The sequence below is a fragment of the Pseudomonas sp. 05N433 genome (assembly GCF_056396925.1).
Genome location: NZ_JBFTML010000026.1, coordinates 56,934 through 81,804 on the forward strand (window position 1 = coordinate 56,934; position 24,871 = coordinate 81,804).

The following is a 24,871-nucleotide window of genomic DNA, read 5'->3' on the forward strand; positions in this document are numbered from 1 at the left end:
ACTACTCAGTGGCAGCTAGCCCGGATCGCGATAGCCCGGATGAAAGTCCTTCGGTACCGCCACGCTGACGCTGTCACGGGTGGCGATGTCGATGCCTTCGCTGGCCACTTCGGCCAGAAAATCGATCTGCTCCGGGGTAATCACGTAAGGCGGCAGGAAATACACCACGCTGCCCAACGGCCTCAGTAAAGCACCTCGTTGCAGTGCATGCTGGAACACGGTCAAACCGCGACGTTCCTGCCACGGGTAAGCGGTCTTGCTGGCCTTGTCCTTGACCATCTCGATCGCCAGCACCATGCCGGTCTGGCGCACTTCAGAGACGTTCGGGTGATCGGCCAGGTGCGCGGTGGAGGAGGCCATGCGCTGGGCCAGGGCCTTGTTGTTCTCGATGACGTTGTCTTCTTCGAAGATATCCAGCGTCGCCAATGCCGCCGCGCAGGCCAGTGGATTGCCGGTATAGCTGTGGGAATGCAGGAAGGCGCGCAGGGTCGGGTAGTCGTCGTAGAACGCGCTGTAGACCTCATCGGTGGTCAGGCAGGCCGCCAACGGCAGGTAACCGCCAGTCAGGGCCTTGGACAGGCAGAGGAAGTCCGGGCGGATACCAGCCTGTTCGCAGGCGAACATTGTGCCGGTACGACCGAAGCCGACGGCGATTTCATCGTGGATCAGGTGCACGCCATAACGATCACAGGCGTCGCGCAGCAGCTTGAGGTACACCGGGTGATACATGCGCATGCCGCCGGCGCCCTGAATCAGCGGCTCCAGAATCACGGCGGCCACGGTATCGTGGTTGTCGGCCAGGGTCTGCTCCATGGCGGCGAACATGTTGCGTGAGTGTTCTTCCCAGCTCATGCCCTCGGGGCGCAGGTAGCAATCGGGGCTCGGCACCTTGATGGTGTCCATCAGCAGGGCTTTGTAGGTTTCGGTAAACAGCGGCACGTCGCCCACTGCCATCGCCGCCATTGTCTCGCCGTGGTAGCCGTTGGTGAGGGTGACGAAGCGTTTCTTGTTCGGCTGGCCGCGGTTGAGCCAGTAGTGAAAGCTCATTTTCAGCGCGACTTCGATGCACGATGAACCGTTATCGGCGTAGAAACACCGGGTCAGGCCTTCGGGCGTCATCTTCACCAGACGCTCGGACAGCTCGATCACCGGCTGATGGCTGAAACCGGCGAGGATCACGTGTTCCAGCTGATCGACCTGATCCTTGATGCGCTGGTTGATCCGCGGGTTGGCGTGGCCGAACACATTGACCCACCAGGAGCTGACGGCGTCGAGGTAGCGTTTGCCTTCGAAGTCTTCCAGCCACACGCCTTCACCGCGCTTGATCGGGATCAGCGGCAGCTGTTCGTGGTCTTTCATCTGGGTGCAGGGATGCCATAACACGGCGAGATCGCGTTCCATCCACTGTTTATTCAGGCCCATTTTCTGTCTCCTCGAGGCTACCCGTGACGTAGGCGGGTAAACAATCGCGCAAGCCTATGCAATGCGCGTCACGGGGACAACCCATTGTGTCGATTGAGCTACTTTGTATAGGACGATAGACGTCGCTGGCGGCGTTTTGATGGCTGACGTATTCTTCGCGGCTCTTTGAGTCGTCTGACTCGTAAAACCGCTATTTTCTCGTGTATTTCCGGAGTTCTCTGAATGTCTGCTGGTTGGCTGCGCGCCTGTGCGCTGGTGATGTTAGGACTGTTCAGCGTTTCGGCGCTGGCCAAGGATAAAACAGCGATCGTGGTCGGCGGCGGGCTTTCGGGCCTCACCGCGGCGTACGAACTGCAGAGCAAAGGCTGGCAGGTCACCCTGCTGGAAGCCAAACCGACCCTGGGCGGTCGTTCCGGCATGGCCACCAGCGAGTGGATCGGCAACGACAAGACCCAACCGGTTTTGAACAAGTACATCTCGACGTTCAAGCTGAGCACCACGCCAGCCCCCGAGTTCGTGCGGACCCCGGGTTACCTGATCGACGGTGAATACTTCAGCGCCGCCGATCTGGCGACCAAACAGCCGGCCACCAGCGACGCGCTGAAACGCTACGAAAAAACCCTGGATGACCTGGCGCGCTCGATCGAAGACCCGCAAAACCCGGCCGCCAACAGCACGCTGTTCGCCCTGGACCAGATCAACGTGGCCAACTGGCTCGATCGCCTGAATCTGCCAGCCACTGCGCGTCAGTTGGTGAATCAGGAGATTCGTACCCGTTACGACGAACCTTCGCGCCTGTCGCTGCTGTATTTTGCCCAACAAAGCCGCGTCTACCGTGGCATTGCTGACCGTGATCTGCGCGCCTCGCGCCTGCCCGGCGGCAGTCCGGTGTTGGCCCAGGCCTTCGTCAAGCAACTGAAAACCATCAAGACCAGTTCCCCGGTTTCGTCCATTACCCAGGACAAGGATGGCGTGAGTGTCAAGGTCGGCAGCGTTGGCTATCAGGCGGACTACGTCGTGCTGGCCGTGCCGTTGCGCGCACTGAGCAAGATCCAGATGACTCCGGCGCTGGACGCCCAGCACATGGGCGCCATCAAGGGCACCAACTACGGCTGGCGTGACCAGATCATGCTGAAGTTCAAGACGCCAGTGTGGGAAAGCAAGGCGCGCATGTCTGGCGAGATCTACAGCAACGCCGGTCTGGGCATGTTGTGGATCGAGCCGGCCTTGAAGGGCGGCGCCAACGTGGTGATCAACATTTCCGGCGACAACGCGCGGGTGATGCAGGCCTTTGGCGACAAGCAAATGGCCGATCAGGTGCTGATTCGTCTGCACGCCTTTTATCCACAGGCACGCGGTTCGTTCACCGGTTATGAAATCCGCCGCTACAGCACCGACCCATCAATGGGCGGCGCTTACCTGGCCTTCGGTCCGGGGCAGATCAGCAAATACTGGCGCCTGTGGGAGCGTCCGCTGCAACGTGTAGCCTTTGCCGGCGAACACACTGACACCTTGTACCCAGGCACCCTGGAAGGCGCCTTGCGCACCGGTCAGCGTGCAGCCAGTCAGCTGGAAGACCTGGCAGCGGGCAAATCGTTTGAACCGGCGAAAGTTGTGCCGGCAGCGACCGCTGCGGCGGCAGGCGCGGTAGTGGCGAAGAAAGGCAATTTCTTCAGCAACATGTTCGGTGGTTCGTCCGATAAAGCGGCCGACAAGGCAGAACCTGCGAAGGTTGAAGCGAAAGCTGAAGAGACCAAGCCTGGCTTCTTCTCGCGGATGTTTGGTGGTGGCTCCGACAAGGCTCCGGCCAAGGCGCCAGAACCCGTGGCCCCCGTTGCTCCGGCACCCGCGCCAGTTGCTGCGCCGGCTCCGGCACCTGCACCGGTTGAGGCACCGAAGCCAGTGGTGCCGGCGCAAGCCGAGCCGGTGAAGAAAGCACCGGCCAAAGCGCCAGTGAAAAAGCCTGCTGCCAAAACCGGGGCCAAAAAGGCTCCGGCCAAGGCAACGGCGAAAAAGGCTGAGCCAGTGAAGAAACCAGTGGCGAGTACCGCTGCGAAGGCACCGGTGGCGACTGAAACCAAGACACAGTAAGTCTTGGGATCAAAAAAAGCGCGGCAGAGATGCCGCGCTTTTTTTATGTCTTTGCACCCTCGTAGAGGCCGGCTGATTCTTTGGTACTAAGGTAGATCGACGATATGGACTTCGTCGCCTTGGTAGTCGCTGATATAGGCGCAGTTATGATGATCAAGAACCATATGATGCGGGTCGATAGCCCCAGGGATGGGAAACCTGCGAACAATCTTATGGGTGGCGGTATTCACTTCCACGACCTCTTTTTCGGTGTGATCAACGGCGTAAGCGTTCTTTTTGCTAAACACTATTTCCCCTTCGCAAGCCACAAAATCGAAATGCCGGGTGGTCAGTGACCGGGTGTCCAACACGGTYAGTCTTCGAGCGTCCAGACCCACGATATACACTTTTCTACCGTCGGGACTGACAGTAACGGCTGACGGATATTTTTCGGTTTTGATGATGTTGATGACTTCGAACGTCTTGCTGCTGATGACCGTGAGCGCGTCCTGAAAAGGGCGACCAGGGGAATCGGTACTGGAAATATAGAGACGCGAATCGTCCTGGCTGATGTCCACACTTATGGACGGTGAAGGTAACCCTCGGACTCTGCTCACCACATAAGTGCGAGCGTCAATTATCGCCAGCCACTCTTTATCCTGCCGTACGGTGACGTAAACATGCCTCCCGTCCCGGCTCGCGACGACTCCCCAAGGGTGTCTACCCACCGTGATGTTACCCACCGCGTATGTTTCGGTATCAATAACCGAAACCGAACTTGAACCGTAGTTGGTCACGTAAGCTCTTTTCCCCTCATGGCCAAGGGCAATGCTTCGGGGATACTGCTCTACGGCGATGGTACGGATTACCTTTTTGATTCGGGTGTCGATGACGGACACATTGTCCGACATGTAATTGCAAACAAATACGCGTGATCCATCGTTGCTGATGGCCATCCCTCGCGGTCCTTCCCCTACGGGTATCGAATTGGATTGATTGCGTGTTATCACGGGGGATGAACTCGAATTGTGACTCATGGTAGAACTCCTGTTCAGACGCTTGGACTGACGTCCAAGTTCAAGTTCATCAATGACCAGCAATGAAAGCCACTGTTAAATGTGACAGTTCTGACGAGTGGTATCGGCTCATAAATGAATATAAGGAGGGTGCGTGAAGGTTTTTTCCTTCGGTTAACACTCTCTTAACCTCCCGGCCCCAAGGTCTTGATCGTATTTCTCGATATTTCAGAGCGAAATTTTCCGCTTTAAATCGATAGATAACTCGATAGTCTTGGGCGCAGTTCTTACAGGATTTGGGCAATGCAGCTACGTAACTCTTCTTCCCGCTACGGTTGGGTCAGCATCTTTATGCACTGGGGTGTGGCGTTGGCCGTCTTCGGCCTGTTTGCGTTGGGGTTGTGGATGGTCGGTCTCGATTACTACAGCACCTGGCGTAAAGACGCGCCGGATCTGCACAAGAGCATTGGTCTGGTGTTATTTGCCGTGATGTTGCTGCGGGTAGTGTGGCGCTTCATCAGCCCACCGCCGCCGCTCTTGCCAAGCTATAGCCGCATGACCCGCCTTGGCGCCAAGTTCGGCCATTCGTTCCTTTATCTCAGTCTGTTCGCTGTGATGATCGCCGGTTACCTGATTTCCACCGCAGACGGTGTCGGGATTCCGGTGTTTGGCCTGTTTGAAATTCCTGCACTGGTTTCCGGACTACCGGACCAGGCAGACACCGCGGGTGTGATTCATTTGTACCTGGCCTGGCTGCTGGTAATTTTTTCCGGTTTCCATGCGTTGGCTGCATTGAAGCACCACTTTATCGATCGTGATGCGACCCTGACGCGAATGCTGGGGCGCAAAGCCTGATGTTCTACCTCGACTCCAAAGGAATAGAAAGCATGTTGAAAAAGACGCTCGCCGCTCTGGCAATCGGTTCTGCTCTGCTGTCGGCTAACGTGATGGCGGCCGACTATGTGGTCGACAAAGAAGGCCAGCACGCCTTTGTTGACTTCAAGATCAGCCACTTGGGCTACAGCTACATCATCGGTACCTTCAAGGATATCGACGGCAAGTTCAGCTTCGACGCTGCCAAGCCTGAAGACAGCAAGATAGAGTTCAATGTGCGCACCGCCAGCGTGTTCACCAACCACGCCGAACGCGACAAGCACATCGCCAGCGGTGACTTCCTGAACGTGGGCAAATTCGCCGACGCCAAGTTCGTCTCCACCAGTGTCAAACCTACCGGTAAAAACGCCGCGGGCAAAGACACTGCCGACGTGACCGGCAACCTGACCCTGCTGGGCGTGACCAAGCCAATCGTAGTCAAAGCCACGTTCCTGGGTGAAGGCAAGGATCCATGGGGYGGCTACCGTGCCGGCTTCGAAGGCACCACCAGCATCAAGCGTTCCGATTTCGGCAAGCAGAAAGACCTGGGCCCAGCGTCCGACGCAGTCGATCTGTACGTGACGTTTGAAGGTGTCAAAGCGAAGTAATGCTGAGATGTAGGAGCTGCCGCAGGCTGCGATCTTTTCAGGATCACCGCTGAAGATCAAAAGATCGCAGGCTTCGCCAGCTCCTGCAAAAGCAGTTTGCAGTACCCAAAAAAATGCCCCGAATCTCGCGATCCGGGGCATTTTTCATGGTTTTGAAAAACTCAGCGGTTGCGGGTCAGCAATGCTGGTTTTTCGCCGCGCGGACGGCCTGGCAGTTGATCCAGTTGCTCAGGGGTCGGGAAGCGATCGCTTTTCGACTCCTTGTGAATGATCTTCGGTGCCGGGCTCCGCGGGTTCTGCACGGCCGGTTCCGAACGAGACTGGTCGTCACGGGCCGGACGGCGGTTGCGTGACTCTTCGCGACGGGCCTGGCCGTCACGTGGAGCGCCGTTGCGCGGGCCACTGCGCTTGGCCGGTGGGGTGCCGGTGGTTGCGCCGCTGCTGTTGCGCGGACCGTTCTGGCGACCTTGTGGCTGACCGGCGCGCGGAGCGCCAGCGCCTTGTGCCGGTGCGCCCGGACGGCGGCCACGGCCCTGAGCCGGTTTGGCTTGAGGCACGTAGTCGACGCGGTTACCGAAGTTATCGATATCGTCGTCCAGGAACTCGTCCGGAGCACGGTCGGCGGCGGCGCGAGGGGCCGGGCGCTGTTGCTCGCGGGCCGGAGTGCCTTCGCGTGGCTTGTGTTCACGGGCCGGGCGCTCGCCACGGCCAGCGGCAGGCTTTTCCTTGCCACCCTTGTCCTTGCCTTTGTCTTTACGACCGCCACCACCACCGCTGCCGTTCGGGCCGTCGCCGCGTGGGCCACGTGGGGCGCGCGGGTTACGCACATCCGGACGCTCGCGGACTTCCGGTTTCTCGGCTTCCACAGCGCTGGAGTCGAAGCCCATCAGGTCGCCGTCGGCGATTTTCTGCTTGGTCATGCGCTCGATGCTTTTCAGCAGTTTTTCTTCGTCCGGAGCGACCAGCGAGATCGCCTCGCCCGAACGACCGGCACGGCCGGTACGACCGATACGGTGCACGTAATCTTCGTCGACGTTTGGCAGTTCGAAGTTGACCACATGGGGCAACTGGTCGATGTCGAGGCCACGAGCAGCGATGTCGGTGGCGACCAGGATGCGCACTTCACCGGCCTTGAAGTCGGCCAGGGCCTTGGTGCGGGCGTTCTGGCTCTTGTTGCCGTGGATCGCGACGGCGGTGAGGCCGTGTTTGTCCAGGTACTCGGCCAGGCGGTTGGCGCCGTGCTTGGTGCGAGTGAATACCAGCACCTGTTCCCAGGCGCCGGCAGTAATCAGGTGTGCCAGCAACGAACGCTTGTGGCTGGCGGCCAGACGGAATACGCGTTGTTCGATCCGCTCGACCGTGGTGTTCGGTGGCGTGACTTCGATGCGTTCCGGGTTGTGCAGCAGCTTGCCGGCGAGGTCGGTGATGTCTTTGGAGAACGTCGCCGAGAACAACAGGTTCTGCCGTTTGGCCGGGAGGCGGGCGAGGACCTTTTTCACGTCATGGACAAAGCCCATGTCGAGCATGCGGTCGGCTTCGTCCAGCACGAGGATTTCCACGTGGGACAAATCGACACTGCCTTGGCCGGCGAGGTCGAGCAGGCGACCTGGGCAGGCCACCAGCACGTCGACACCACGGGACATGGCTTGAACCTGCGGGTTCATGCCGACGCCACCGAAGATGCAGGCGCTGACGAACTTCAGGTCACGGGCATAGACCTTGAAGCTCTCGTGCACCTGAGCCGCGAGTTCGCGGGTTGGGGTCAGGACCAGTACGCGTGGTTGGCGCGGGCCGTGACGCTGGGATTTGTCCGGGTGACCGTTGGGAAACAACCGCTCCAGAATCGGAAGGGCGAAGCCACCGGTTTTACCAGTACCTGTCTGAGCCGCAACCATCAGGTCGCGACCTTGCAACACGGCGGGAATGGCCCGCTGTTGCACCGGAGTAGGCTCGGTATAGCCCGCTGCCTCGATGGCGCGGACTAAAGCCTCGGAGAGACCGAGGGAAGCAAAGGACATGAGTAATCCTGTTTTAGTTAGGGCTTGGCCCAATGGGAGTCTTGCCTGGCGCGAATGGCGTTTAAGAGGACGCAATCCCGTCCGGTCCTGCTGGGCCTCGAAGGCTCGTCTGGAGCGCTCGCGCGGGCTGAAAAGCTGCGCTGTAGCGGGATCGAGATGCCTTGAACAAGTCCGAGCGTCCGGGCGTGAGCCTGGCGGGAAGGCCGGAGTATAACAGAGCAATCACTGTGCGCCGCTTTCCTGCTGCTCAACGGTTTTTCCGCCGGTTGCGGTGGCGCTGGCGGCCCGGGCTTCGGCAGCCGGACCGGCACCATAGCGGGCGCTCAGTTCGGCGTAGGCCGGTTCGCGCTTGAAGCGCTTGAGCTCGGCGCCGAAACGCTGCACCAGCAAATCCATCCCGGCATTGCGGCGCACCGCCAGGTACTGGCTCTGCTGGCTGATGACGGTCGGGTTCTCGGTGATCTTGTCGCGGATGTCCAGTTGATCGAGCAAGTGCTGGCCGCCCCGGCGATCGGTGATCAACAGGTCGATCCGCCCTCGCACCAGTTTGCCGAAGTTGGCTTCATGGGTAGGCGCCGGTTCCCGGGTAAACAACGTCGATTCGCTGAAGTCCTTGCTGTACAGGTAGCCCGGCGAGGTGCCGATGGTCAGGCCTTTCAGGTCGTCCAGGGTGCGAAACGGGAACGGCCGTTCATTGGCGTAGAACATCACGAATTCGACTTGCGAGAGCGGTTCGCTGGGGTAGAGCAGGGTCGCTTCGCGTTCATCGCTGTGGAAAATATCCAGCACACCGTCCGCCTGGCCTTGCTCAAGCATCGACAGGCAGCGCTTCCACGGCAGGAACTGCCATTCCACGTCAATCCCGAGGCGTYTGAAGACGATGGCCGTGGTTTCGTAGTCGAGCCCGAGGTTCTTGCCACCTTCTTCATAGACGTAAGGCGCCCAGGGTTCGGTGACAATACGCAGCTTCTCGCCGCGAGCGGTGAAGCTCAGGCAAGTGAATAGAAGCACGGTCAGTAACTGGGTGATCAGGGGCATGGCTTGAGATTACGACGAGAAATCATAAAGAGCCAGAAACCGGATCCAGAAGCTCTGGATCGGGCATTAAAAGCAAAAGATCGCAGCCTTCGGCGGCGCCTGCAGAGGTACATATTCCCCTGGAGGCGCTGCCAAAGACTGCGATCTCTTGATTTGCGTTAACGGCTATTAGCGCGGCAACTTCAGGTTATTCCACACCGCCAGGCTCGGTTMAGCCTGGTTCAGTGTGTAGAAGTGCAGCCCCGGTGCGCCACCTTGCAGCAGGCGTTCGCACATCTCGGTGACGACTTGCTCACCAAAGCTTTGAATGCTCTGGGTGTCGTCGCCGTAGGCTTCCAGTTGCTTGCGGATCCAGCGCGGGATTTCCGCGCCGCAAGCGTCGGAGAAGCGCGCCAGCTTGCTGTAGTTGGTGATCGGCATGATCCCCGGCACGATCGGGATGTTCACACCCTTCGCCTGTACACGCTCGACGAAGTAGAAATAACTGTCGGCGTTGAAGAAGTACTGGGTGATCGCACTGTTGGCACCGGCGTTGGCCTTGCGCACGAAGTTGTTGAGATCGTCTTCGAAATTGCGCGCTTGCGGATGCATTTCCGGGTAAGCGGCGATTTCGATGTGGAAATGATCGCCAGTCTCTTCACGAATGAATTCAACCAGGTCATTGGCGTGACGCAACTCGCCGCTGGCCATGCCCATGCCCGAGGGCAGGTCACCGCGAAGCGCGACGATTCGCTGGATGCCGGCTGCCTTGTACTGGGTCAGCAGGCCGCGCAGATCGTTCTTGCTGTCACCCACGCAAGACAGATGCGGAGCGGCAGGGACTTTGACTTCACTTTCCAGCTGCAACACGGTGTTGAGGGTGCGATCACGAGTCGAACCGCCAGCGCCGTAGGTGCAGGAGAAGAAGTCGGGATTGTAGGTCGCCAGCTGACGGGCAGTGGCGATCAGTTTTTCATGCCCAGCATCGGTCTTCGTCGGGAAGAATTCGAAGCTGTAGCGACGTTCTTGGGACATGGTCATATCCTTGGAAACACGTAAGCCTTGTAGGCGCCGTGCTTCCTGTAGGAGCGAAGCTTGCTCGCGAAGCAGGCGCCGCGGTCTTTCAGCAGCACCGCGGTGAAGATGGGGAGCGGACTGCTGGACCGATCAGTAGCGGTAAGCGTGCGGCTTGAACGGGCCTTCGACGGTAACGCCGATGTAGTCAGCCTGTTGCTTGGTCAGTTGAGTGACCACGCCGCCGAAACCGCGGACCATTTCCAGGGCCACTTCTTCGTCGAGTTTCTTCGGCAGTACTTCAACGGTCAGGCGCTCGGCTTTCTGGGCTGGCGACAGGTCGGCGTACTTCTGGCCGAACAGGAAGATCTGCGCCAGAACCTGGTTGGCGAACGAACCGTCCATGATGCGGCTTGGGTGACCAGTGGCGTTACCCAGGTTAACCAGACGGCCTTCGGCCAGCAGGATCAGGTAGTCGTCGTTCTGAGCGTCGAAAGCGCCTGGACCGGTGCGGTGAACCTTGTGAACCTGCGGCTTCACTTCTTCCCATGCCCAGTTCTTGCGCATGAAAGCGGTGTCGATTTCGTTGTCGAAGTGACCGATGTTGCAGACCACTGCGCGTTTCTTCAGGGCTTTGAGCATGTTTGCGTCGCAAACATTGACGTTGCCGGTGGTGGTCACGATCAGGTCGATCTTGCCCAGCAGCGCTTTGTCGATGCTCGCTTCGGTACCGTTGTTGATACCGTCGATGAACGGCGAAACCAGTTCGAAACCGTCCATGCAGGCTTGCATGGCGCAGATCGGGTCRACTTCGGAGACTTTAACGATCATGCCTTCCTGACGCAGGGACTGGGCCGAGCCCTTGCCCACGTCRCCGTAACCGATGACCAGCGCTTGCTTGCCGGACAGCAGGTGGTCGGTGCCGCGCTTGATCGCGTCGTTCAGGCTGTGACGGCAGCCGTACTTGTTGTCGTTCTTGCTCTTGGTCACCGAGTCGTTGACGTTGATGGCCGGGATTTTCAGCTCGCCCTTGGCCAGCATGTCCAGCAGACGGTGAACGCCGGTTGTGGTTTCTTCGGTGACGCCGTGAACGCGGTCCAGTACTTGTGGGTACTTCTTGTGCAGCAGCTCGGTCAGGTCGCCGCCGTCGTCGAGGATCATGTTGGCATCCCAAGGCTGGCCATCCTTGAGGATGGTTTGCTCCAGGCACCACTCGTACTCTTCTTCAGTCTCGCCTTTCCAGGCGAACACCGGGATGCCGGCAGCGGCGATCGAAGCGGCGGCCTGATCCTGAGTCGAGAAAATGTTGCAGGACGACCAGCGTACTTCGGCACCCAGGGCAACCAGGGTTTCGATCAGCACGGCAGTCTGAATAGTCATGTGGATGCAGCCGAGAATCTTCGCGCCCTTGAGCGGTTGCTCGACGGAGTACTTGCGGCGCAGACCCATCAGGGCCGGCATTTCGGATTCGGCGATGATGGTTTCGCGACGGCCCCAGGCAGCCAGGGACATGTCGGCAACTTTGTAATCGTTAAAATCTGCAGGCGTGATAACAGCGCTCATGAAGAGCCTCCATTCGTAATGTATGCGAATGGGCGCCGTTGTGCGTTTAGTGTCTGGCCGTGGCCAGTCAACGCCCCATCCGAGCCTGACAGGTTGAACCTGCTGCAGCGCCCCTCGGACAGGTGGCGGGAAAACGGTATCAATCAAACATGACCGTTTTGAAACGGGGGCGATTATAGCGGGCTATGCTGATCTTCCAAAGCGTTTCTGTTGGTCAATGTCCGAACGGTAATCGAGACCATAGTCGATGCTTGATAGAGCTCTAGTCCGGGCTCTGCCATGATGGCCGGCATCAATCGGCAAGACGGTCAGGAGTGAGTATGAATTTCCACACCCGCAAATGGGTAAAACCCGAAGACCTCAACCCCAACGGCACGCTGTTCGGCGGCAGCCTGCTGCGCTGGATCGACGAAGAAGCGGCGATCTACGCCATCGTCCAGTTGGGTAATCAGCGCGTGGTCACCAAGTACATTTCCGAAATCAACTTCGTCAGCGCCTCGCGTCAGGGCGACATCATCGAGTTGGGCATCACCGCCACCGAGTTCGGTCGCACCTCGATCACTCTGACCTGCGAAGTGCGCAACAAGATCACTCGCAAGAGCATTTTGACGGTAGAGAAGATGGTGTTCGTGAACCTGGGCGAAGACGGCCTGCCCATGCCGCACGGCCGGACCGAGATCAGGTACGTCAAAGACCAGTTCAAGGATGATGACATTGGCGAGTAGTTGCCGCTCTGTGGCGAGGGAGCTTGCTCCCGYTGGGCCGGGCTGGCGCTCCAGCGCGAAGCGGCCCTGAAATCTATCATTGGGTTCTTTCAGGCAGGCTTCACGTCAGTTTACGACTGCTTCGCAGCCGAGCGGGAGCAAGCTCCCTCGCCACAGGGTTTGCTGCGTTCCCCCGGTAGTGAACAGCTCCGAACCCCGCGTGTCGTACGTAAACGACACGCCACCGGTTCAGGAGCAGCCTTATGGACACGCCCAACGACGGCAAGACCCCGGACCTCTCGGCACAGGAACAGCGCGAGGTCGATAAAAACCAGCCCCCGCGTGCGGCGGTGTTGCACGAAATCATTCGCACCCAAGGCGATCAGGAACTCGAACGTAGCGTTGCGGCGCTGTGGTGGTCGGCGCTGGCTGCCGGCCTGACCATGGGCCTGTCGCTGATGGGCATGGGACTGCTCAACTCGCGCCTGCCGGACGGCGAAGGCTACAAGGTGATCGCCAGCTTCGGTTATTGCGCCGGTTTTCTAGCGGTGATTCTCGCCCGTCAGCAACTCTTCACCGAAAACACCCTGACCGCCGTGCTGCCGATCATGAGCAAGCCAACGTTGGGTAATGTCGGTCGGTTGCTGCGGCTGTGGACGGTGGTGCTGGTGGGCAACCTCTGCGGCACCTTGCTGGTGGCATATGTGATGCTGCACCTGCCGATATTCGACAGCAAGACCGATCTGGCCTTCCTTGAGATCGGGCGCAAGGTCATGGAGAACGATGCCGGCAAGATGCTCGCCAAAGGCATCATCTCCGGCTGGATGATCGCCACCATGGTCTGGATGATCCCGTCCATGGAAAGCGCCAAGATGTGGATCATCATCCTCATCACCTATTTCATGGCGCTGGGCGATTTCACCCACATCGTGGTCGGATCGGTCGAGGTTTCTTACCTGGTGTTTGCCGGCGAGTTGCCGTGGAAGGATTTCTGGTGGGTGTTCGCAGGTCCCACGCTGGTGGGGAACATTATTGGCGGCAGTTTTATCTTCGCGCTGATCAGTCACGCGCAGATTCGCAGTGAAAGCGGGCCGCCGAAGACCTCTGCGGAGCGGGCTCAGGAATCCGAACCGCAGAAGATCAAAAAATGATCAATGTCAGCCAGAGACGTTGATTGCGGCAGCACTGCGACGTTGCAGGTAGATGAAGAACAGCGCCGTCAGCAGCGTGAATACGCTGACCAGTGCGCCGGTCCACGGCAAGTCCGCCAGGTCCGCGCCACTGGCCACCACCAGTCCGCCAATCCAAGCCCCGGCGGCGTTGCCGAGATTGAATGCGCTTTGATTCAACGTCGACCCGAGGTTTGGCGCCTCATGGGCCTGATCGATAATCAGCAATTGCAGGATCGGGCACAGCGCGAAGGCGAAGATGCCCCACAACACCAGCGTGATCGCCGCCGGTATCACTGAATGGCTGGTTTGGCTGAAGGCGGCCAGCACGATGGCCACGGCCAATGTCATCCCCACCAGCGAAGGCAGCAAACGACTGTCCGCCAATCGGCCGCCGAGCATGCTGCCCCCGGTCAAGCCGACCCCGAACAACAGCAACATGATGGTTACGCCATGCGGACTGACGCCGGTGATGTCCTGCAGGATCGGCGCAATGTAAGTGAACACGCTGAACAGGCTGGTGGACGCCAGCACGCTCATGCCCAGCGCCAGCAGCACATTGACCTTGCCCAGCACTTTGAATTCGCTGGCCAGGTTGGCTTTGTCCATGGGGATTTCCTTGGGCAGCCAGACCCACTGCGCAATGGCCGCAATCACGCCAATCACCGACACTGCCCAGAAGGTCGAGCGCCAGCCGGCGTATTGCCCCAGCGCAGTGCCTAATGGCACGCCCAGCACGTTGGCCAAGGTCAGGCCGGTGAACATCATGGCAATTGCCTGGGCTCGTTTGTTCGGTGCCACCAGACTGGCAGCGACCACTGAGCCGATGCCGAAAAACGCGCCATGGCACAGCGCGGTGATCACTCGTGCGGCCATCAAGGTGGCGTAGTTCGGCGCCAGGGCGCAGAGGATGTTGCCGAGAATGAACATCAGCGTCATGCCCAGCAGTGTGGCTTTGCGCGGCATGTTGGCGGTGCCGACCGCGAGAATCGGCGCACCGAACACCACGCCCAGGGCATAACCGGTGATGAGCAGGCCAGCATGAGGAATGCTCACGGCGAGGTCGCGGGCGACATCGGGCAGCAAGCCCATGATGACGAACTCAGTGGTGCCGATGCCGAAAGCGGCAACGGCCAGTGCAAGCAAGGCGAGTGGCATGCGCAAGGTCTCTGTCGGTAGTCTTGACGCTTTGATCAGGCATACGCAGGCCGACGACCGTTCTCGATGAGAGCGGGCAGAGGCAGGAGTTATTGGAATTAGTTTGTGCGCAACTGAGTGCGGCGTGGTCGCTTGCAGTATAAACAGCTGCGGACATATGGCGAATCAAATCTCTGTCCCGCGATGTAGGGGCAATACAAGGAGTGTGCCGTGCTTGCGACAATTCTGGTGTTGGTGGCGGCGCTGTTGCACGCGGCGTGGAATACCCTGATCAAGTTCAGCGCGGAGCGGCTGTTGGTGGTGGCCTGCATGGACAGCGTGGCGTTGCTGTTTGTCGCGCTGATGCTACCCTTCGTGGCGCTGCCGCCACTGGATATGTGGCCGTGGATTCTTGCGTCGGCGGCATTCGAGTTGCTCTATCGCTACCTGTTGATCCAGGCCTATCGGGTCGGCGATCTCGGCCTGGTCTATCCGTTGATGCGTGGCCTGTCACCGTTGGTGGTGCTGGCGCTGACGCTGATCTTCGCCGGTGAAGTGCTGACGGCTCAGCAGATCTTCGGGATTTTGCTCATCCCGTTCGGCATGGTGTGCCTGCTCTGGCAGGGCGGTGGCGGGGTGCGCCTGCCGTGGTCGATGCTGCCGGTGGTGGCGCTGATCGGGTTGTGCATCGGTTGCTACACCTTCATCGATGGCCAGGCCTTGCGGCGCTGGTCCCATCCGCTGGACTACCTGGTTTGGGTCACAGTGCTCAGTGCCTGGCCGTTCCCATTGCTGGCGCTGGTGCGCAAACGCCCGGCGTTCATGCTGTTCTGGCGTGAGCAGTGGCGGTTGGGGTTGGCGGTCGGGTTCTGCGTATTGTTCAGCTACGCTCTGGTGCTGTGGGCCATGCAGCTCGGATCGATTGCCGAGGCTGCGGCGCTGCGCGAGATCAGCGTGATTCTGGTGGTGCTGTTCGGCATGCGCTACCTCAAAGAACCTTTTGGCAGGCCACGGCTCTTAGCCTGTGGACTGGTATTGATCGGCATGTTGGTGATGAAGTTTTAGTCGCCGCTGATGGAATTCGATTCTCTACAACTTGAAGAAGGGACTGCGTTATGACGGTTGCTCTGTGGTGCATTTTGATTGCGATCTGCTTGCCTTATCTGTGCACAGGCGTCGCCAAGTTCAGCAATGGCAAGTTCGGGCTGAAACAGAATCACGACCCAAGGGCGTTTCTGGATTCGCTCGAAGGCGTGGCCAGGCGTGCGCATTCGGCGCAGTTGAACAGCTTCGAAGTGACCCCGGCGTTTGCCGCGGCGGTGATCGTGGCGCATCTGGCCGGCAATGCCGAACTGGTGACGATCAATGTGCTATCGGTGCTGTTCATCACCAGTCGGCTGCTGTACATCATTTGCTATCTGGCGGACTGGGCGATTCTGCGGTCGCTGGTGTGGGCCATTGGCATGGGGCTGATTGTCAGTTTCTTTGTGGTGTCTGTTTAACGGCAAGATCAAAGGATCGCAGGCTGCGCCATTCCCAGCAGGGATCGATGTTCATTCGCGATATTGCGACGAACGCTCTCGATGTTGAAGCTGGCGCAGCCTGCGATCTTTTGCTTCTAAAGTTTGTCAGCCACCTGCGGCACCTGAGGCAACGCCGCCCCTTTAGGCCAGAGCATCCAGATCTGCCCCTGCTGTTTCATGTCGCCGGCCAATTGCCCGGCGGCCTCGCCCGTGCCCCAGAACAGGTCTGCGCGGACCTCGCCGGCAATCGCGCCGCCGGTATCTTGAGCGGCCACCGGACGCACCAGTGCGCTGCCGTCCGGTCGCGTCGTCGATAACCACAACAGGCTACCGAGCGGAATCACCTTGCGATCCACTGCCGCGCTATAACCTGCGGTCAATGGCACATTCAGCGAACCGCGCGGCCCTTCGTTGCTGTCCGGGTTGCGATTGAAGAACACGTAGCTGGGGTTGCTGCCGAGCAGTTCGGGAATGCGCGTCGGATTGGCCTTGGCCCAGTTATCGATGGCGCTCATGGTTACCTCTTCTTTCTTCAGCTCGCCCTGATCCACCAGCCAGCGGCCGATAGGTCGATAGGGGTGGCCGTTCTGGTCGGCATAACCAATGCGCAATTGACGGCCATCATCGAGCTGGATGCGCCCCGAACCCTGGATTTGCAGGAACTGCAGGTTCATCGGGTCGGTCAGCCAGGCAATCACTGGCGCCTTCACGCCATTGGTTTCAATGGTTGCCGCATCGTCATAAGGCTTGAGCACGCGACCTTCGAGTCGTCCGCGCAGGCGTTTGCCTTTGAGTTCCGGGTAAATGCTGTCCAGCGAGACGATGATCATGTCCTCGGGCACGCCGTACACCGGGATGTTCGCTTGCTCGGTCTGGGTCAGGCTGCCGGGATACACCGGTTCGTAGTAACCGGTGATCAGGCCGTTGGGGTTGTCATTGGCGGCGCGCAAGCCGTAAACATTGAGGTTTTGCTTGAGGAAGCCGCGGATTTCGCTGGCGGTTGGCTGAACATTGGCGGAAGCGGCGCAGGTGCCACCCCAGACCGGGTCGGCCTTGAGTCGGGTGCAGGCGCTGCGCCACGAGCCAAAACCGGCGACGAGGTCATTGTCGGACACCGCTGGAAGGGCTTCCCAGGTAGCGCTGGAGTAGGTCGCCAGTGCGTGGGTTTTCGGTTTGCTACTGTCGCCACCGGTGCAGCCAGCAAGTATGGCCACCATCGGAAGGGTCCAGGCCAGGTTGTGACGCCACGCCTTGAAACGGCTGTTCATGGAGTAATTCCTTTGCCGGTTGCCTGAGTGCTCCATGCGCTCAAACAACCCGTATTGATAATAGGGCTATTGGTCTTTGCCGGTGACGCGAGGATACTGGCTGCCGTTTCCAGTGATCTGAAGCCACCATGACTCTTAAAAGACTCTCTGTTGTATTGCTGGCCTGCCTGACCTTGTCCGCCTGCGGCGGTGTCGACCCGAACTCGCCTCTGGGCCAGCGCAAGGCGATCTTCAAGCAAATGCTCAAGACCGGCGAAGACCTGGGTGGCATGTTGCGTGGGCGTATTCCGTTCGATGGCCCGAAATTCGCCGACGGTGCCGTGAAGCTCGATGCGTTGTCCCATGAGCCRTGGAAACATTTCCCGCAGGTGCGCGAAGAAGATCACACCAGCGCCAAGGACGATGTCTGGCAGAAGCAGGCACGCTTCCAGGAAATGGCTCGCACCCTTGAAGGCGCCACCGGTGAACTGGTGATCGCCAGCCAGGTTCAACCCTACAAGGCCAGCAATCTGGGGCCGGCAGTACAGAAAGTCGAAGACGCCTGTAGTGCCTGCCATAAAGAATTTCGGGATCATTGAGGCGGCGTGTTCAAACCGGATTACTTATCCAGCTCGTCGAGCGCGTCCTGTAAATCCTTGCGCGATTGAGCCAGTTTGTCTTTGCGCTTGTTGATCTTCTCGGCGTCGCCTTTTTTCATCGCCTTGTCGAGGTCGGCCTGACGCCGGCTGACTTCGTGCTTGGCGTCGAGCACCTTGTTTTCCCGTTCCTTCTTCAAGGAAGCGTCGGTGCAATGGGCGGTGACCTCGCTCAGGGCGGTTTCCAGGCCAGCCTGTTGATCGGCGTTGCCGTGAGACTTGGCCAGTTCAATCTGGTTGATGATGCCTTGTTTTTTTGCGGCGCAGCCGGTCAGGCCCGGGGCGTCTTCGTCGGCCATTAATGGAGCGGCCATCACGCTGCACAGGGTCAACAAGGCGAGCGGTGAAAGAAGTTTCATAAAGGCTCCAGGTGAAAAAATCGATGTAGCGATGGGCTGTTTGAGCGCATCGGTACCTATGGGTTCCCAGGCTGACGGGCGTCGCCGGCTGCTAAAAACCGTCAATCCCGGCAACACGTAATGTCTCGCTCAAGGCCAGGACCTGCGGGTCGCGGAAAAATGCGCTCAGTTGCGCCGCGCGTCCCGGGCCGATGCCGGTTTCGGCCTGCCATTGTTCGGTGTTTCGTTGCGCCAGCACCTGCCATGAATCGGCGAGATGTGCCTGGCCGGTCGGCGGCAAGCCCAGGGCTTTGAGCCAGCGAGCGAGCGGTCGTTGCCGGGCGCTGTTGAAACTGTTCAAAAGACGAGCACTGCTGCGTTCGCCGAAGCCGTCAATGTTAGCAAGCTCTTGCTCATCGAGGGTCAACCAATCGAGCAGGTTGTCGAGACGTTCGGCCTTGAGCAGTTTCTCCCAGGTGCCCGGCCCGACATGCGGCAAGGCCAGCCCCTGTTTGCCGCTGAGCCAGGCCAGTCGTGCGAGAAACTGGCTTTCGCATCCGGGTGTCGGCTGCCAGCAACTCAACGGATGAAAATCTGCTGCCAGCGGTGCGTTCAATTCAGGACGTTCGGTGCTGCGCAATACCACACCGTCGAGCCTGGGGATGGTCAGCCCGGCCAGGCTGATGGCGACCTGATCGCCGGGACGAATGTCCAGCGCTTCCCAGCGCTGCAGGGAGCTGACGCTGACACGCTTGATCTGCCGGTCATCGAGCATCACCGGTGCCAGATCCAGCACCGGTGTGATCCGGCCGGTCCGTCCAATCTTGAAGTGGACCTTGCGCACCTCGGCCAACGCCTGGGCGAAGGGGTACTTCCAGGCGACACTCCAGAAAGGCGTTTTCGCCTGCCAGCGCTCGGCGGGTGGGCGCTGGTTCTGTCGTAAAACGACGCCGTCGCTGGCAAAGGGCAGGGGCGAGCGATACCAGTAATCGCGCCAGCGTTCGGCATCGGCGAAGGCCTCGATCGGCTGGCTGTAGGGCGCGGTGCTCGGGAATCCCAGCTCATCCAGAGCCGCCACGCGGGCGGGCAGGCTTTTCGGGCCTTGTGGCCAGTCCCAGACGAACACGCCGATACCGGCGGCTTGCTCGGGGTTCAGCGTCTTGCGTGCCATTAACCCGGCCACCGTGGCGCGGGCATTGAGGCTGCCGGCCTCGGCTTGCACGTGTTCGGTCAGGCGCCAATAGAGTTCGCCTTGCAACAGCAGGTCGAGCGGTTGTGGAAGTTTTTGAGGGATGGCGGCGATCTGGCGCGCTGAGGCAGTCCAGTCGTGGCCGGTTATCCCGTCACCACGACTGATCGCCTGGTGCAGCCAGCCGTTGCGATAGATCAACGTCACAGCCACACCGTCGACCTTGGGTTGAATCCAGACCTCATCCCGATTTTTCAGCCAGGCTTCGACGGCGCGCCCATCGCGCAGTTTTTCCAGGCCGGTGTGGGCGATGGGGTGAGCAATCGTGCCACCGGCAGTGCGCAACGGTTCGGCTGAAGGGCCGGAGTCAAAACACTCGCGCCATTCGCTTAGTCGTATGCGGGATTGATCATAGAGTTCATCGGCGACCAAAGAGCGTCCTTCGCGATGATAGCTGTCGTCCCAGAGGTCGATTCGCTTTTGCAGTGCGTTGATTTCGTCCAGAGCGCGGGCCGGCGGCCAATCGGGGCAGTCGGCGGCATTGGCGGTCAGGCAGGTGAGGGTCAGCAGGAAACCGAAAAACAGGCGCAGGTTGGGCAGCATCGAGAGCGTCCTTGCTCGTTGGGATGCTTTCAAGGCTAGTCAGGTTTCGAGTGTGGAGTGCAGAGGTGTAATTCTGCGTGTTTCGAGGTGGGATCTTCTTCATGAAAAAGCCCCGCACGGCGAACCGTGCGGGGCTTTTTGTACAGCCGGGAAAGTCTTACAGGCCGGCAGCAGAACGCAGGGCGTCGGCGCGGTCGGTTTTTTCCCAGGTGAACGTGGTGAACGTATCGTCGCCCACGGTTTTGGTTTCCGGGGTGCGACCGAAGTGGCCGTACGCAGCGGTGTCCTGGTACATCGGGTGCAGCAGGTCGAGCATGGTGGTGATCGCGTATGGACGCAGGTCGAACACTTCGCGGACCAGTTTGACGATCTTGTCGTCGCTGATCTTGCCGGTGCCGAAGGTGTTCAACGAAATCGAAGTCGGTTGAGCGACGCCGATTGCGTAGGAAACCTGAATCTCGCAACGCTCGGCCAGGCCGGCAGCCACGATGTTCTTGGCCACATAACGACCGGCGTAGGCCGCCGAACGGTCAACCTTCGATGGATCTTTACCGGAGAACGCGCCGCCGCCGTGACGGGCCATGCCGCCGTAGCTGTCAACGATGATCTTGCGACCGGTCAGGCCGCAGTCGCCCACCGGGCCGCCGATGATGAACTGGCCAGTCGGGTTGATGTGGAACTGGGTGTCCTTGGACAGCAGTTCGGCAGGCAGCACGTGCTTGACGATCAGTTCCATCACGCCTTCGCGCAGGTCTTTGTAGGACACTTCCGGGTTGTGCTGGGTCGACAGTACAACGGCGTCGATACCGACAACCTTGCCGTTTTCGTAGCGGCAGGTCACTTGCGACTTGGCGTCTGGACGCAACCAAGGCAGCAGGCCGGACTTGCGGGCTTCGGCCTGGCGCTGAACCAGTTGGTGCGAGAAGGTGATCGGTGCTGGCATCAGCACGTCGGTTTCGTTGCTGGCATAGCCGAACATCAGGCCCTGGTCGCCGGCGCCCTGGTCTTCAGGCTTGGCACGGTCAACACCCTGGTTGATGTCGGGGGACTGCTTGCCGATGATGTTCATCACGCCGCAGGTCGCGCCGTCGAAGCCGACATTGGAGCTGTTGTAGCCGATGTCGAGAATCACGTTACGGACGATGTCTTCCAGATCGACCCAGGCCGACGTGGTGACTTCACCTGCGATGATTGCCACGCCGGTTTTCACCAGAGTCTCGCACGCCACGCGGGCGAACTTGTCTTCAGCAATGATGGCGTCCAGCACCGCATCGGAAATCTGGTCGGCGATTTTGTCCGGATGCCCTTCAGACACGGACTCGGAGGTGAAGAGGGAGTATTCGCTCATCTCGATTTTTTCCTGAATTTACCGATGGTGAGTGTCGCCAGCCGGTCGCTGAAAATGGCGGACCTGTATCTGGAAACCATTACGTAAGCCTACATAGAGGCTTTCCCCGGGAACGAGTCCCGCAGCGGTGGCCCAACGGGCCAGATCGTCCTGTTCAAACCCCAACCAGAGATCACCGCAGGCCTCCCTGGCCCAACTCTGGTTGTGGCTACATAACTCTGTCACTAACAGGCTACCGCCTGGTTGCAGCAAACCGGCCATGTGCTTGAGCGCTTCGGCCGGCGCGGCAAAATGGTGCAGCACCATGTTCAATACAACGCAGTCGGCCTGAAGGTTTACACCGTTCAATGCATCGGCCAATTGCAGGCTGACGTTAGCCAGCGTTTCACGTTCGCAGACCTGGCGGGCCAGTTCGAGCATCGCCGGGCTGTTGTCCAGCGCCGTGACCTGAGTGAAGCGACGCGCCAGCTCCGGCAGAAAGGCACCATCGCCGGGGCCTACTTCGATGGCCGTGGCGCCGGGGCCGAAACTCAGCTTGTCGAGCAGGGCCACCACGCTTTCGCGGTATTGCGGCAGGCCGGCGATCAAGTCTTGCTGGGCGCGAAACTTCTCCGCGACCCGCGAGAAAAAGTCCTGGCTGGCCGCCTCACGTTGCCCGTGGACCTGACCGATCCGCGCCTGGACGTCAGTCGGCAGGGTCAGGTTATCCACTTCTTCGAGCAGCGCGGCATGCAGCTTGCCGCCCAGCAGATCGGTGTGGGGCAGGGCACGACGGTAGAAAATCGCATTGCCTTCACGGCGGGTCGCCACCAGTTCGGCCTGGGCCAATACCTTGAGGTGATGACTCATGCCGGACTGACCGATGCCGAAGATCTGCGCCAGTTCCAGTACGCCGAACGAATCGTTGGCCAGCGCGCGCAATACATTCAGCCGCAGAGGATCGCCGCCGGCCTTGCACAGGGCCGCCAGCTCATCGCAATCGTCATGTTGAATGGAAGGCACGCGCAGATTCATAAGGCCAGCAGTCTAGTGACGGTAAGAAAACACCGCAAGAGCAATATCAAAAAGTTTTGATATTGGTCGATAGATGGCACTTCTTAACGTTAGTTTCAGTCCACAAACCAACAGCGGAAAGGTTTCATCAGTCGAATACGCCGTTATCCATTGGAAAAACGCCTTCGGATGACTATCTGTCATTGCCCCGAGGCGGGTCGGTGAGGGAAAATGCTCGCCTTTTTTCCGTTTCGTTTTATTCACTCTCGATTCAATATCCGCAGGAGATCAGCGATGCCCAGCCGTCGTGAGCGCGCCAACGCCATTCGTGCCCTCAGCATGGATGCCGTGCAAAAAGCCAACAGCGGCCATCCCGGTGCCCCTATGGGTATGGCGGATATCGCCGAAGTACTTTGGCGTGACTACCTGAAGCACAACCCGAGCAATCCATCGTTCGCCGACCGTGACCGCTTCGTGCTGTCCAACGGTCACGGCTCGATGTTGATCTACTCGCTGCTGCACCTGACCGGCTACGACCTGTCGATCGATGACCTGAAAAACTTCCGCCAGCTGCACAGCCGTACCCCGGGTCACCCGGAATATGGCTACACCCCGGGCGTTGAAACCACCACCGGTCCACTGGGCCAAGGCCTGGCCAACGCAGTCGGTTTCGCCCTGGCGGAAAAAGTCCTGGCTGCGCAGTTCAATCGTCCTGGCCATAACGTCGTCGATCACCACACCTACGTATTCCTGGGTGATGGCTGCATGATGGAAGGCATTTCCCACGAAGTCAGTTCCCTGGCCGGTACGCTGGGCCTGGGCAAACTGATCGCCTTCTACGATGACAATGGCATCTCCATCGACGGTGAAGTCGAAGGCTGGTTCACCGACGACACGCCGAAGCGTTTCGAATCCTACAACTGGCAAGTGATCCGCAATGTCGACGGTCACGATCCGGAAGAAATCAAGATCGCGATCGAAACCGCGCGCAAAAGCGCACAACCGACGCTGATCTGCTGCAAGACCACCATCGGCTTCGGTTCGCCGAACAAGCAAGGCAAGGAAGATTGCCACGGCGCCCCGTTGGGTGACGCGGAAATCGCCCTGACCCGTGAAGCGCTGAAGTGGAACTACGGCCCGTTCGAAATCCCGGCTGATATCTATGCCGAGTGGGACGCCAAGGAAGCCGGTCGCGCTGCCGAAGCCGAGTGGGATCAGCGTTTCGCTGCGTACTCCGCCGCCTTCCCTGAGCTGGCCAACGAACTGGTTCGTCGCCTGAGCGGTGATCTGCCGACCGATTTCGCCGAGAAGGCCCAGGCCTACATCGCTGAAGTCGCGGCCAAAGGCGAATCCATCGCCAGCCGTAAAGCCAGCCAGAACGCCCTGAACGCCTTCGGCCCGCTGCTGCCTGAACTGCTCGGTGGTTCGGCTGACCTGGCCGGCTCCAACCTGACCCTGTGGAAAGGTTGCAAAGGCGTCACCGCCGAAGACGCCAGCGGCAACTACATGTACTACGGCGTTCGCGAGTTCGGCATGAGCGCGATCATGAACGGCGTGGCCCTGCACGGCGGCCTGGTGCCTTACGGCGCGACCTTCCTGATGTTCATGGAATACGCCCGCAACGCAGTGCGCATGTCGGCGCTGATGAAGAAACGCATCGTCTACGTGTTCACCCACGACTCCATCGGTCTGGGCGAAGACGGCCCGACTCACCAGCCGATCGAGCAACTGGCCAGCCTGCGCTGCACACCGAACCTCGACACCTGGCGTCCGGCCGATGCCGTTGAATCGGCGGTGGCCTGGAAGTTCGCCCTGGAGCGTGACGACGGTCCTTCGGCGCTGATCTTCTCCCGTCAGAACCTGCAGCACCAAACCCGCAATGCGATCCAGATCGAAGAGATCGCCCGTGGCGGTTACGTGTTGAAGGACTGCGCAGGCGAGCCTGAGCTGATCCTGATCGCCACCGGTTCGGAAGTCGGCCTGGCCGTTCAAGCCTTCGACAAACTGACCGAGCAAGGCCGCAAGGTTCGTGTGGTGTCGATGCCATGCACCAGCGTCTTCGAAGCCCAGGACGCCGGCTACAAGCAATCGGTTCTGCCATTGCAGGTCAGCGCGCGTATCGCCATCGAAGCCGCCCACGCGGACTACTGGTACAAGTACGTGGGCCTGGAAGGTCGCGTGATCGGCATGACCACCTACGGCGAGTCGGCGCCTGCGCCGGCCTTGTTCGAAGAGTTCGGCTTCACCCTGGAAAACATCCTGGGTCAGGCTGAAGAGCTGCTGGAAGACTAAGGCACGCCGCGGTGGTTTTATGGCCACCGCGTTCCCTGTGTAGGAGCTGCCGCAGGCTGCGATCTTTTGAT

At 59.7% G+C, this 24,871-nt stretch carries 21 protein-coding genes and 1 riboswitch; of the genes, 9 read left to right on the forward strand and 12 right to left on the reverse strand.

Annotation, left to right across the window (positions count from 1 at the left end; all coding sequences use genetic code 11):
- Nucleotides 1-15: 15 nt before the first annotated feature.
- On the reverse strand, nucleotides 16-1,422 hold the full coding sequence (locus AC1DIS_RS15580; protein WP_018928732.1) for an adenosylmethionine--8-amino-7-oxononanoate transaminase: 1,407 nt from the start codon (nucleotides 1,420-1,422) through the stop codon (nucleotides 16-18).
- A gap of 222 nt (nucleotides 1,423-1,644) precedes the next feature.
- Here AC1DIS_RS15580 and AC1DIS_RS15585 point away from each other — a divergent pair, with 222 nt between their 5' ends.
- Nucleotides 1,645-3,513: a flavin monoamine oxidase family protein gene (locus tag AC1DIS_RS15585; protein WP_477743629.1), complete on the forward strand. Its 1,869-nt coding sequence runs from the start codon at nucleotides 1,645-1,647 to the stop codon at nucleotides 3,511-3,513.
- A gap of 86 nt (nucleotides 3,514-3,599) precedes the next feature.
- On the opposite strand, the gene AC1DIS_RS15590 is transcribed toward AC1DIS_RS15585, so the two are convergent.
- Nucleotides 3,600-4,448 carry a YncE family protein gene (locus AC1DIS_RS15590; RefSeq protein WP_477743630.1) on the reverse strand — a complete coding sequence of 283 codons (849 nt, stop codon included), beginning with the start codon at nucleotides 4,446-4,448 and terminating at the stop codon, nucleotides 3,600-3,602.
- 363 nt (nucleotides 4,449-4,811) lie between these two features.
- On the opposite strand from AC1DIS_RS15590, the gene AC1DIS_RS15595 reads away from it, so the two are divergent.
- Both AC1DIS_RS15595 and AC1DIS_RS15600 read left to right on the forward strand, forming a co-directional pair.
- A complete protein-coding gene (locus tag AC1DIS_RS15595) occupies nucleotides 4,812-5,363 on the forward strand; it encodes a cytochrome b (RefSeq protein WP_018928735.1) in 552 nt (183 codons plus the stop codon).
- Nucleotides 5,364-5,395: 32 nt separating this feature from the next.
- Nucleotides 5,396-5,989 (forward strand): YceI family protein, encoded by a 594-nt coding sequence (locus AC1DIS_RS15600; protein WP_018928736.1) that lies wholly within the window; start codon nucleotides 5,396-5,398, stop codon nucleotides 5,987-5,989.
- A 161-nt stretch (nucleotides 5,990-6,150) separates the two neighbouring features.
- On the opposite strand, the gene AC1DIS_RS15605 is transcribed toward AC1DIS_RS15600, so the two are convergent.
- The 4 genes from AC1DIS_RS15605 to ahcY form a co-directional block, all read right to left on the reverse strand.
- A complete protein-coding gene (locus tag AC1DIS_RS15605) occupies nucleotides 6,151-8,007 on the reverse strand; it encodes an RNA helicase RhlE2 (protein ID WP_018928737.1) in 1,857 nt (618 codons plus the stop codon).
- Nucleotides 8,008-8,229: 222 nt separating this feature from the next.
- Nucleotides 8,230-9,045, reverse strand: coding sequence for a substrate-binding periplasmic protein (locus AC1DIS_RS15610; RefSeq protein WP_477780959.1), 816 nt, complete (start codon nucleotides 9,043-9,045; stop codon nucleotides 8,230-8,232).
- 168 nt (nucleotides 9,046-9,213) lie between these two features.
- A complete protein-coding gene (gene metF, locus AC1DIS_RS15615; RefSeq protein ID WP_477780960.1) occupies nucleotides 9,214-10,059 on the reverse strand; it encodes a methylenetetrahydrofolate reductase [NAD(P)H] in 846 nt (281 codons plus the stop codon).
- Nucleotides 10,060-10,191: 132 nt separating this feature from the next.
- Entirely contained in the window at nucleotides 10,192-11,601 is a 1,410-nt protein-coding gene (gene ahcY / locus AC1DIS_RS15620) for an adenosylhomocysteinase (protein ID WP_018928740.1), read from the reverse strand.
- A gap of 23 nt (nucleotides 11,602-11,624) precedes the next feature.
- Nucleotides 11,625-11,723: riboswitch (S-adenosyl-L-homocysteine riboswitch) on the reverse strand.
- A 198-nt stretch (nucleotides 11,724-11,921) separates the two neighbouring features.
- Here ahcY and AC1DIS_RS15625 point away from each other — a divergent pair.
- Nucleotides 11,922-12,326, forward strand: a complete 405-nt coding sequence (locus AC1DIS_RS15625) for an acyl-CoA thioesterase (RefSeq protein ID WP_064620913.1) — start codon at nucleotides 11,922-11,924, stop codon at nucleotides 12,324-12,326.
- Between the two features lie 242 nt (nucleotides 12,327-12,568).
- Nucleotides 12,569-13,456: a formate/nitrite transporter family protein gene (locus AC1DIS_RS15630; RefSeq protein ID WP_018928742.1), complete on the forward strand. Its 888-nt coding sequence runs from the start codon at nucleotides 12,569-12,571 to the stop codon at nucleotides 13,454-13,456.
- A gap of 6 nt (nucleotides 13,457-13,462) precedes the next feature.
- Here AC1DIS_RS15630 and AC1DIS_RS15635 read toward each other — a convergent pair whose 3' ends face one another.
- On the reverse strand, nucleotides 13,463-14,632 hold the full coding sequence (locus tag AC1DIS_RS15635; RefSeq protein ID WP_018928743.1) for an MFS transporter: 1,170 nt from the start codon (nucleotides 14,630-14,632) through the stop codon (nucleotides 13,463-13,465).
- 210 nt (nucleotides 14,633-14,842) lie between these two features.
- Between AC1DIS_RS15635 and AC1DIS_RS15640 the strand changes: the two genes are divergently transcribed.
- Entirely contained in the window at nucleotides 14,843-15,676 is an 834-nt protein-coding gene (locus tag AC1DIS_RS15640; protein ID WP_018928744.1) for an EamA family transporter, read from the forward strand.
- Between the two features lie 50 nt (nucleotides 15,677-15,726).
- Nucleotides 15,727-16,113: an MAPEG family protein gene (locus AC1DIS_RS15645; protein ID WP_018928745.1), complete on the forward strand. Its 387-nt coding sequence runs from the start codon at nucleotides 15,727-15,729 to the stop codon at nucleotides 16,111-16,113.
- Nucleotides 16,114-16,229: 116 nt separating this feature from the next.
- Here the strand turns inward: AC1DIS_RS15645 and mltA are convergent, their stop codons facing one another.
- Nucleotides 16,230-17,402, reverse strand: a complete 1,173-nt coding sequence (gene mltA, locus AC1DIS_RS15650; RefSeq protein WP_477743632.1) for a murein transglycosylase A — start codon at nucleotides 17,400-17,402, stop codon at nucleotides 16,230-16,232.
- 128 nt (nucleotides 17,403-17,530) lie between these two features.
- On the opposite strand from mltA, the gene AC1DIS_RS15655 reads away from it, so the two are divergent.
- Nucleotides 17,531-17,980, forward strand: coding sequence for a c-type cytochrome (locus tag AC1DIS_RS15655; RefSeq protein WP_026286618.1), 450 nt, complete (start codon nucleotides 17,531-17,533; stop codon nucleotides 17,978-17,980).
- A 20-nt stretch (nucleotides 17,981-18,000) separates the two neighbouring features.
- On the opposite strand, the gene AC1DIS_RS15660 is transcribed toward AC1DIS_RS15655, so the two are convergent.
- The 4 genes from AC1DIS_RS15660 to AC1DIS_RS15675 all read right to left on the reverse strand — a co-directional run bounded on the left by AC1DIS_RS15660 (nucleotide 18,001) and on the right by AC1DIS_RS15675 (nucleotide 22,529).
- Nucleotides 18,001-18,396, reverse strand: a complete 396-nt coding sequence (locus tag AC1DIS_RS15660) for a DUF1090 domain-containing protein (protein WP_018928748.1) — start codon at nucleotides 18,394-18,396, stop codon at nucleotides 18,001-18,003.
- Between the two features lie 91 nt (nucleotides 18,397-18,487).
- The gene (gene ligB, locus AC1DIS_RS15665) at nucleotides 18,488-20,167 is read right to left on the reverse strand and encodes an NAD-dependent DNA ligase LigB (RefSeq protein WP_477743633.1); all 1,680 of its coding nucleotides are present in this window, start codon (nucleotides 20,165-20,167) and stop codon (nucleotides 18,488-18,490) included.
- Nucleotides 20,168-20,324: 157 nt separating this feature from the next.
- Nucleotides 20,325-21,515: a methionine adenosyltransferase gene (gene metK / locus AC1DIS_RS15670; protein ID WP_007937912.1), complete on the reverse strand. Its 1,191-nt coding sequence runs from the start codon at nucleotides 21,513-21,515 to the stop codon at nucleotides 20,325-20,327.
- Between the two features lie 18 nt (nucleotides 21,516-21,533).
- Complete coding sequence (locus AC1DIS_RS15675; RefSeq protein ID WP_064620901.1) at nucleotides 21,534-22,529, reverse strand: ArsR/SmtB family transcription factor; 996 nt, start codon at nucleotides 22,527-22,529, stop codon at nucleotides 21,534-21,536.
- Nucleotides 22,530-22,802: 273 nt separating this feature from the next.
- Here AC1DIS_RS15675 and tkt point away from each other — a divergent pair, with 273 nt between their 5' ends.
- Entirely contained in the window at nucleotides 22,803-24,800 is a 1,998-nt protein-coding gene (tkt, locus tag AC1DIS_RS15680) for a transketolase (protein WP_018928751.1), read from the forward strand.
- Nucleotides 24,801-24,871 lie beyond the last annotated feature (71 nt).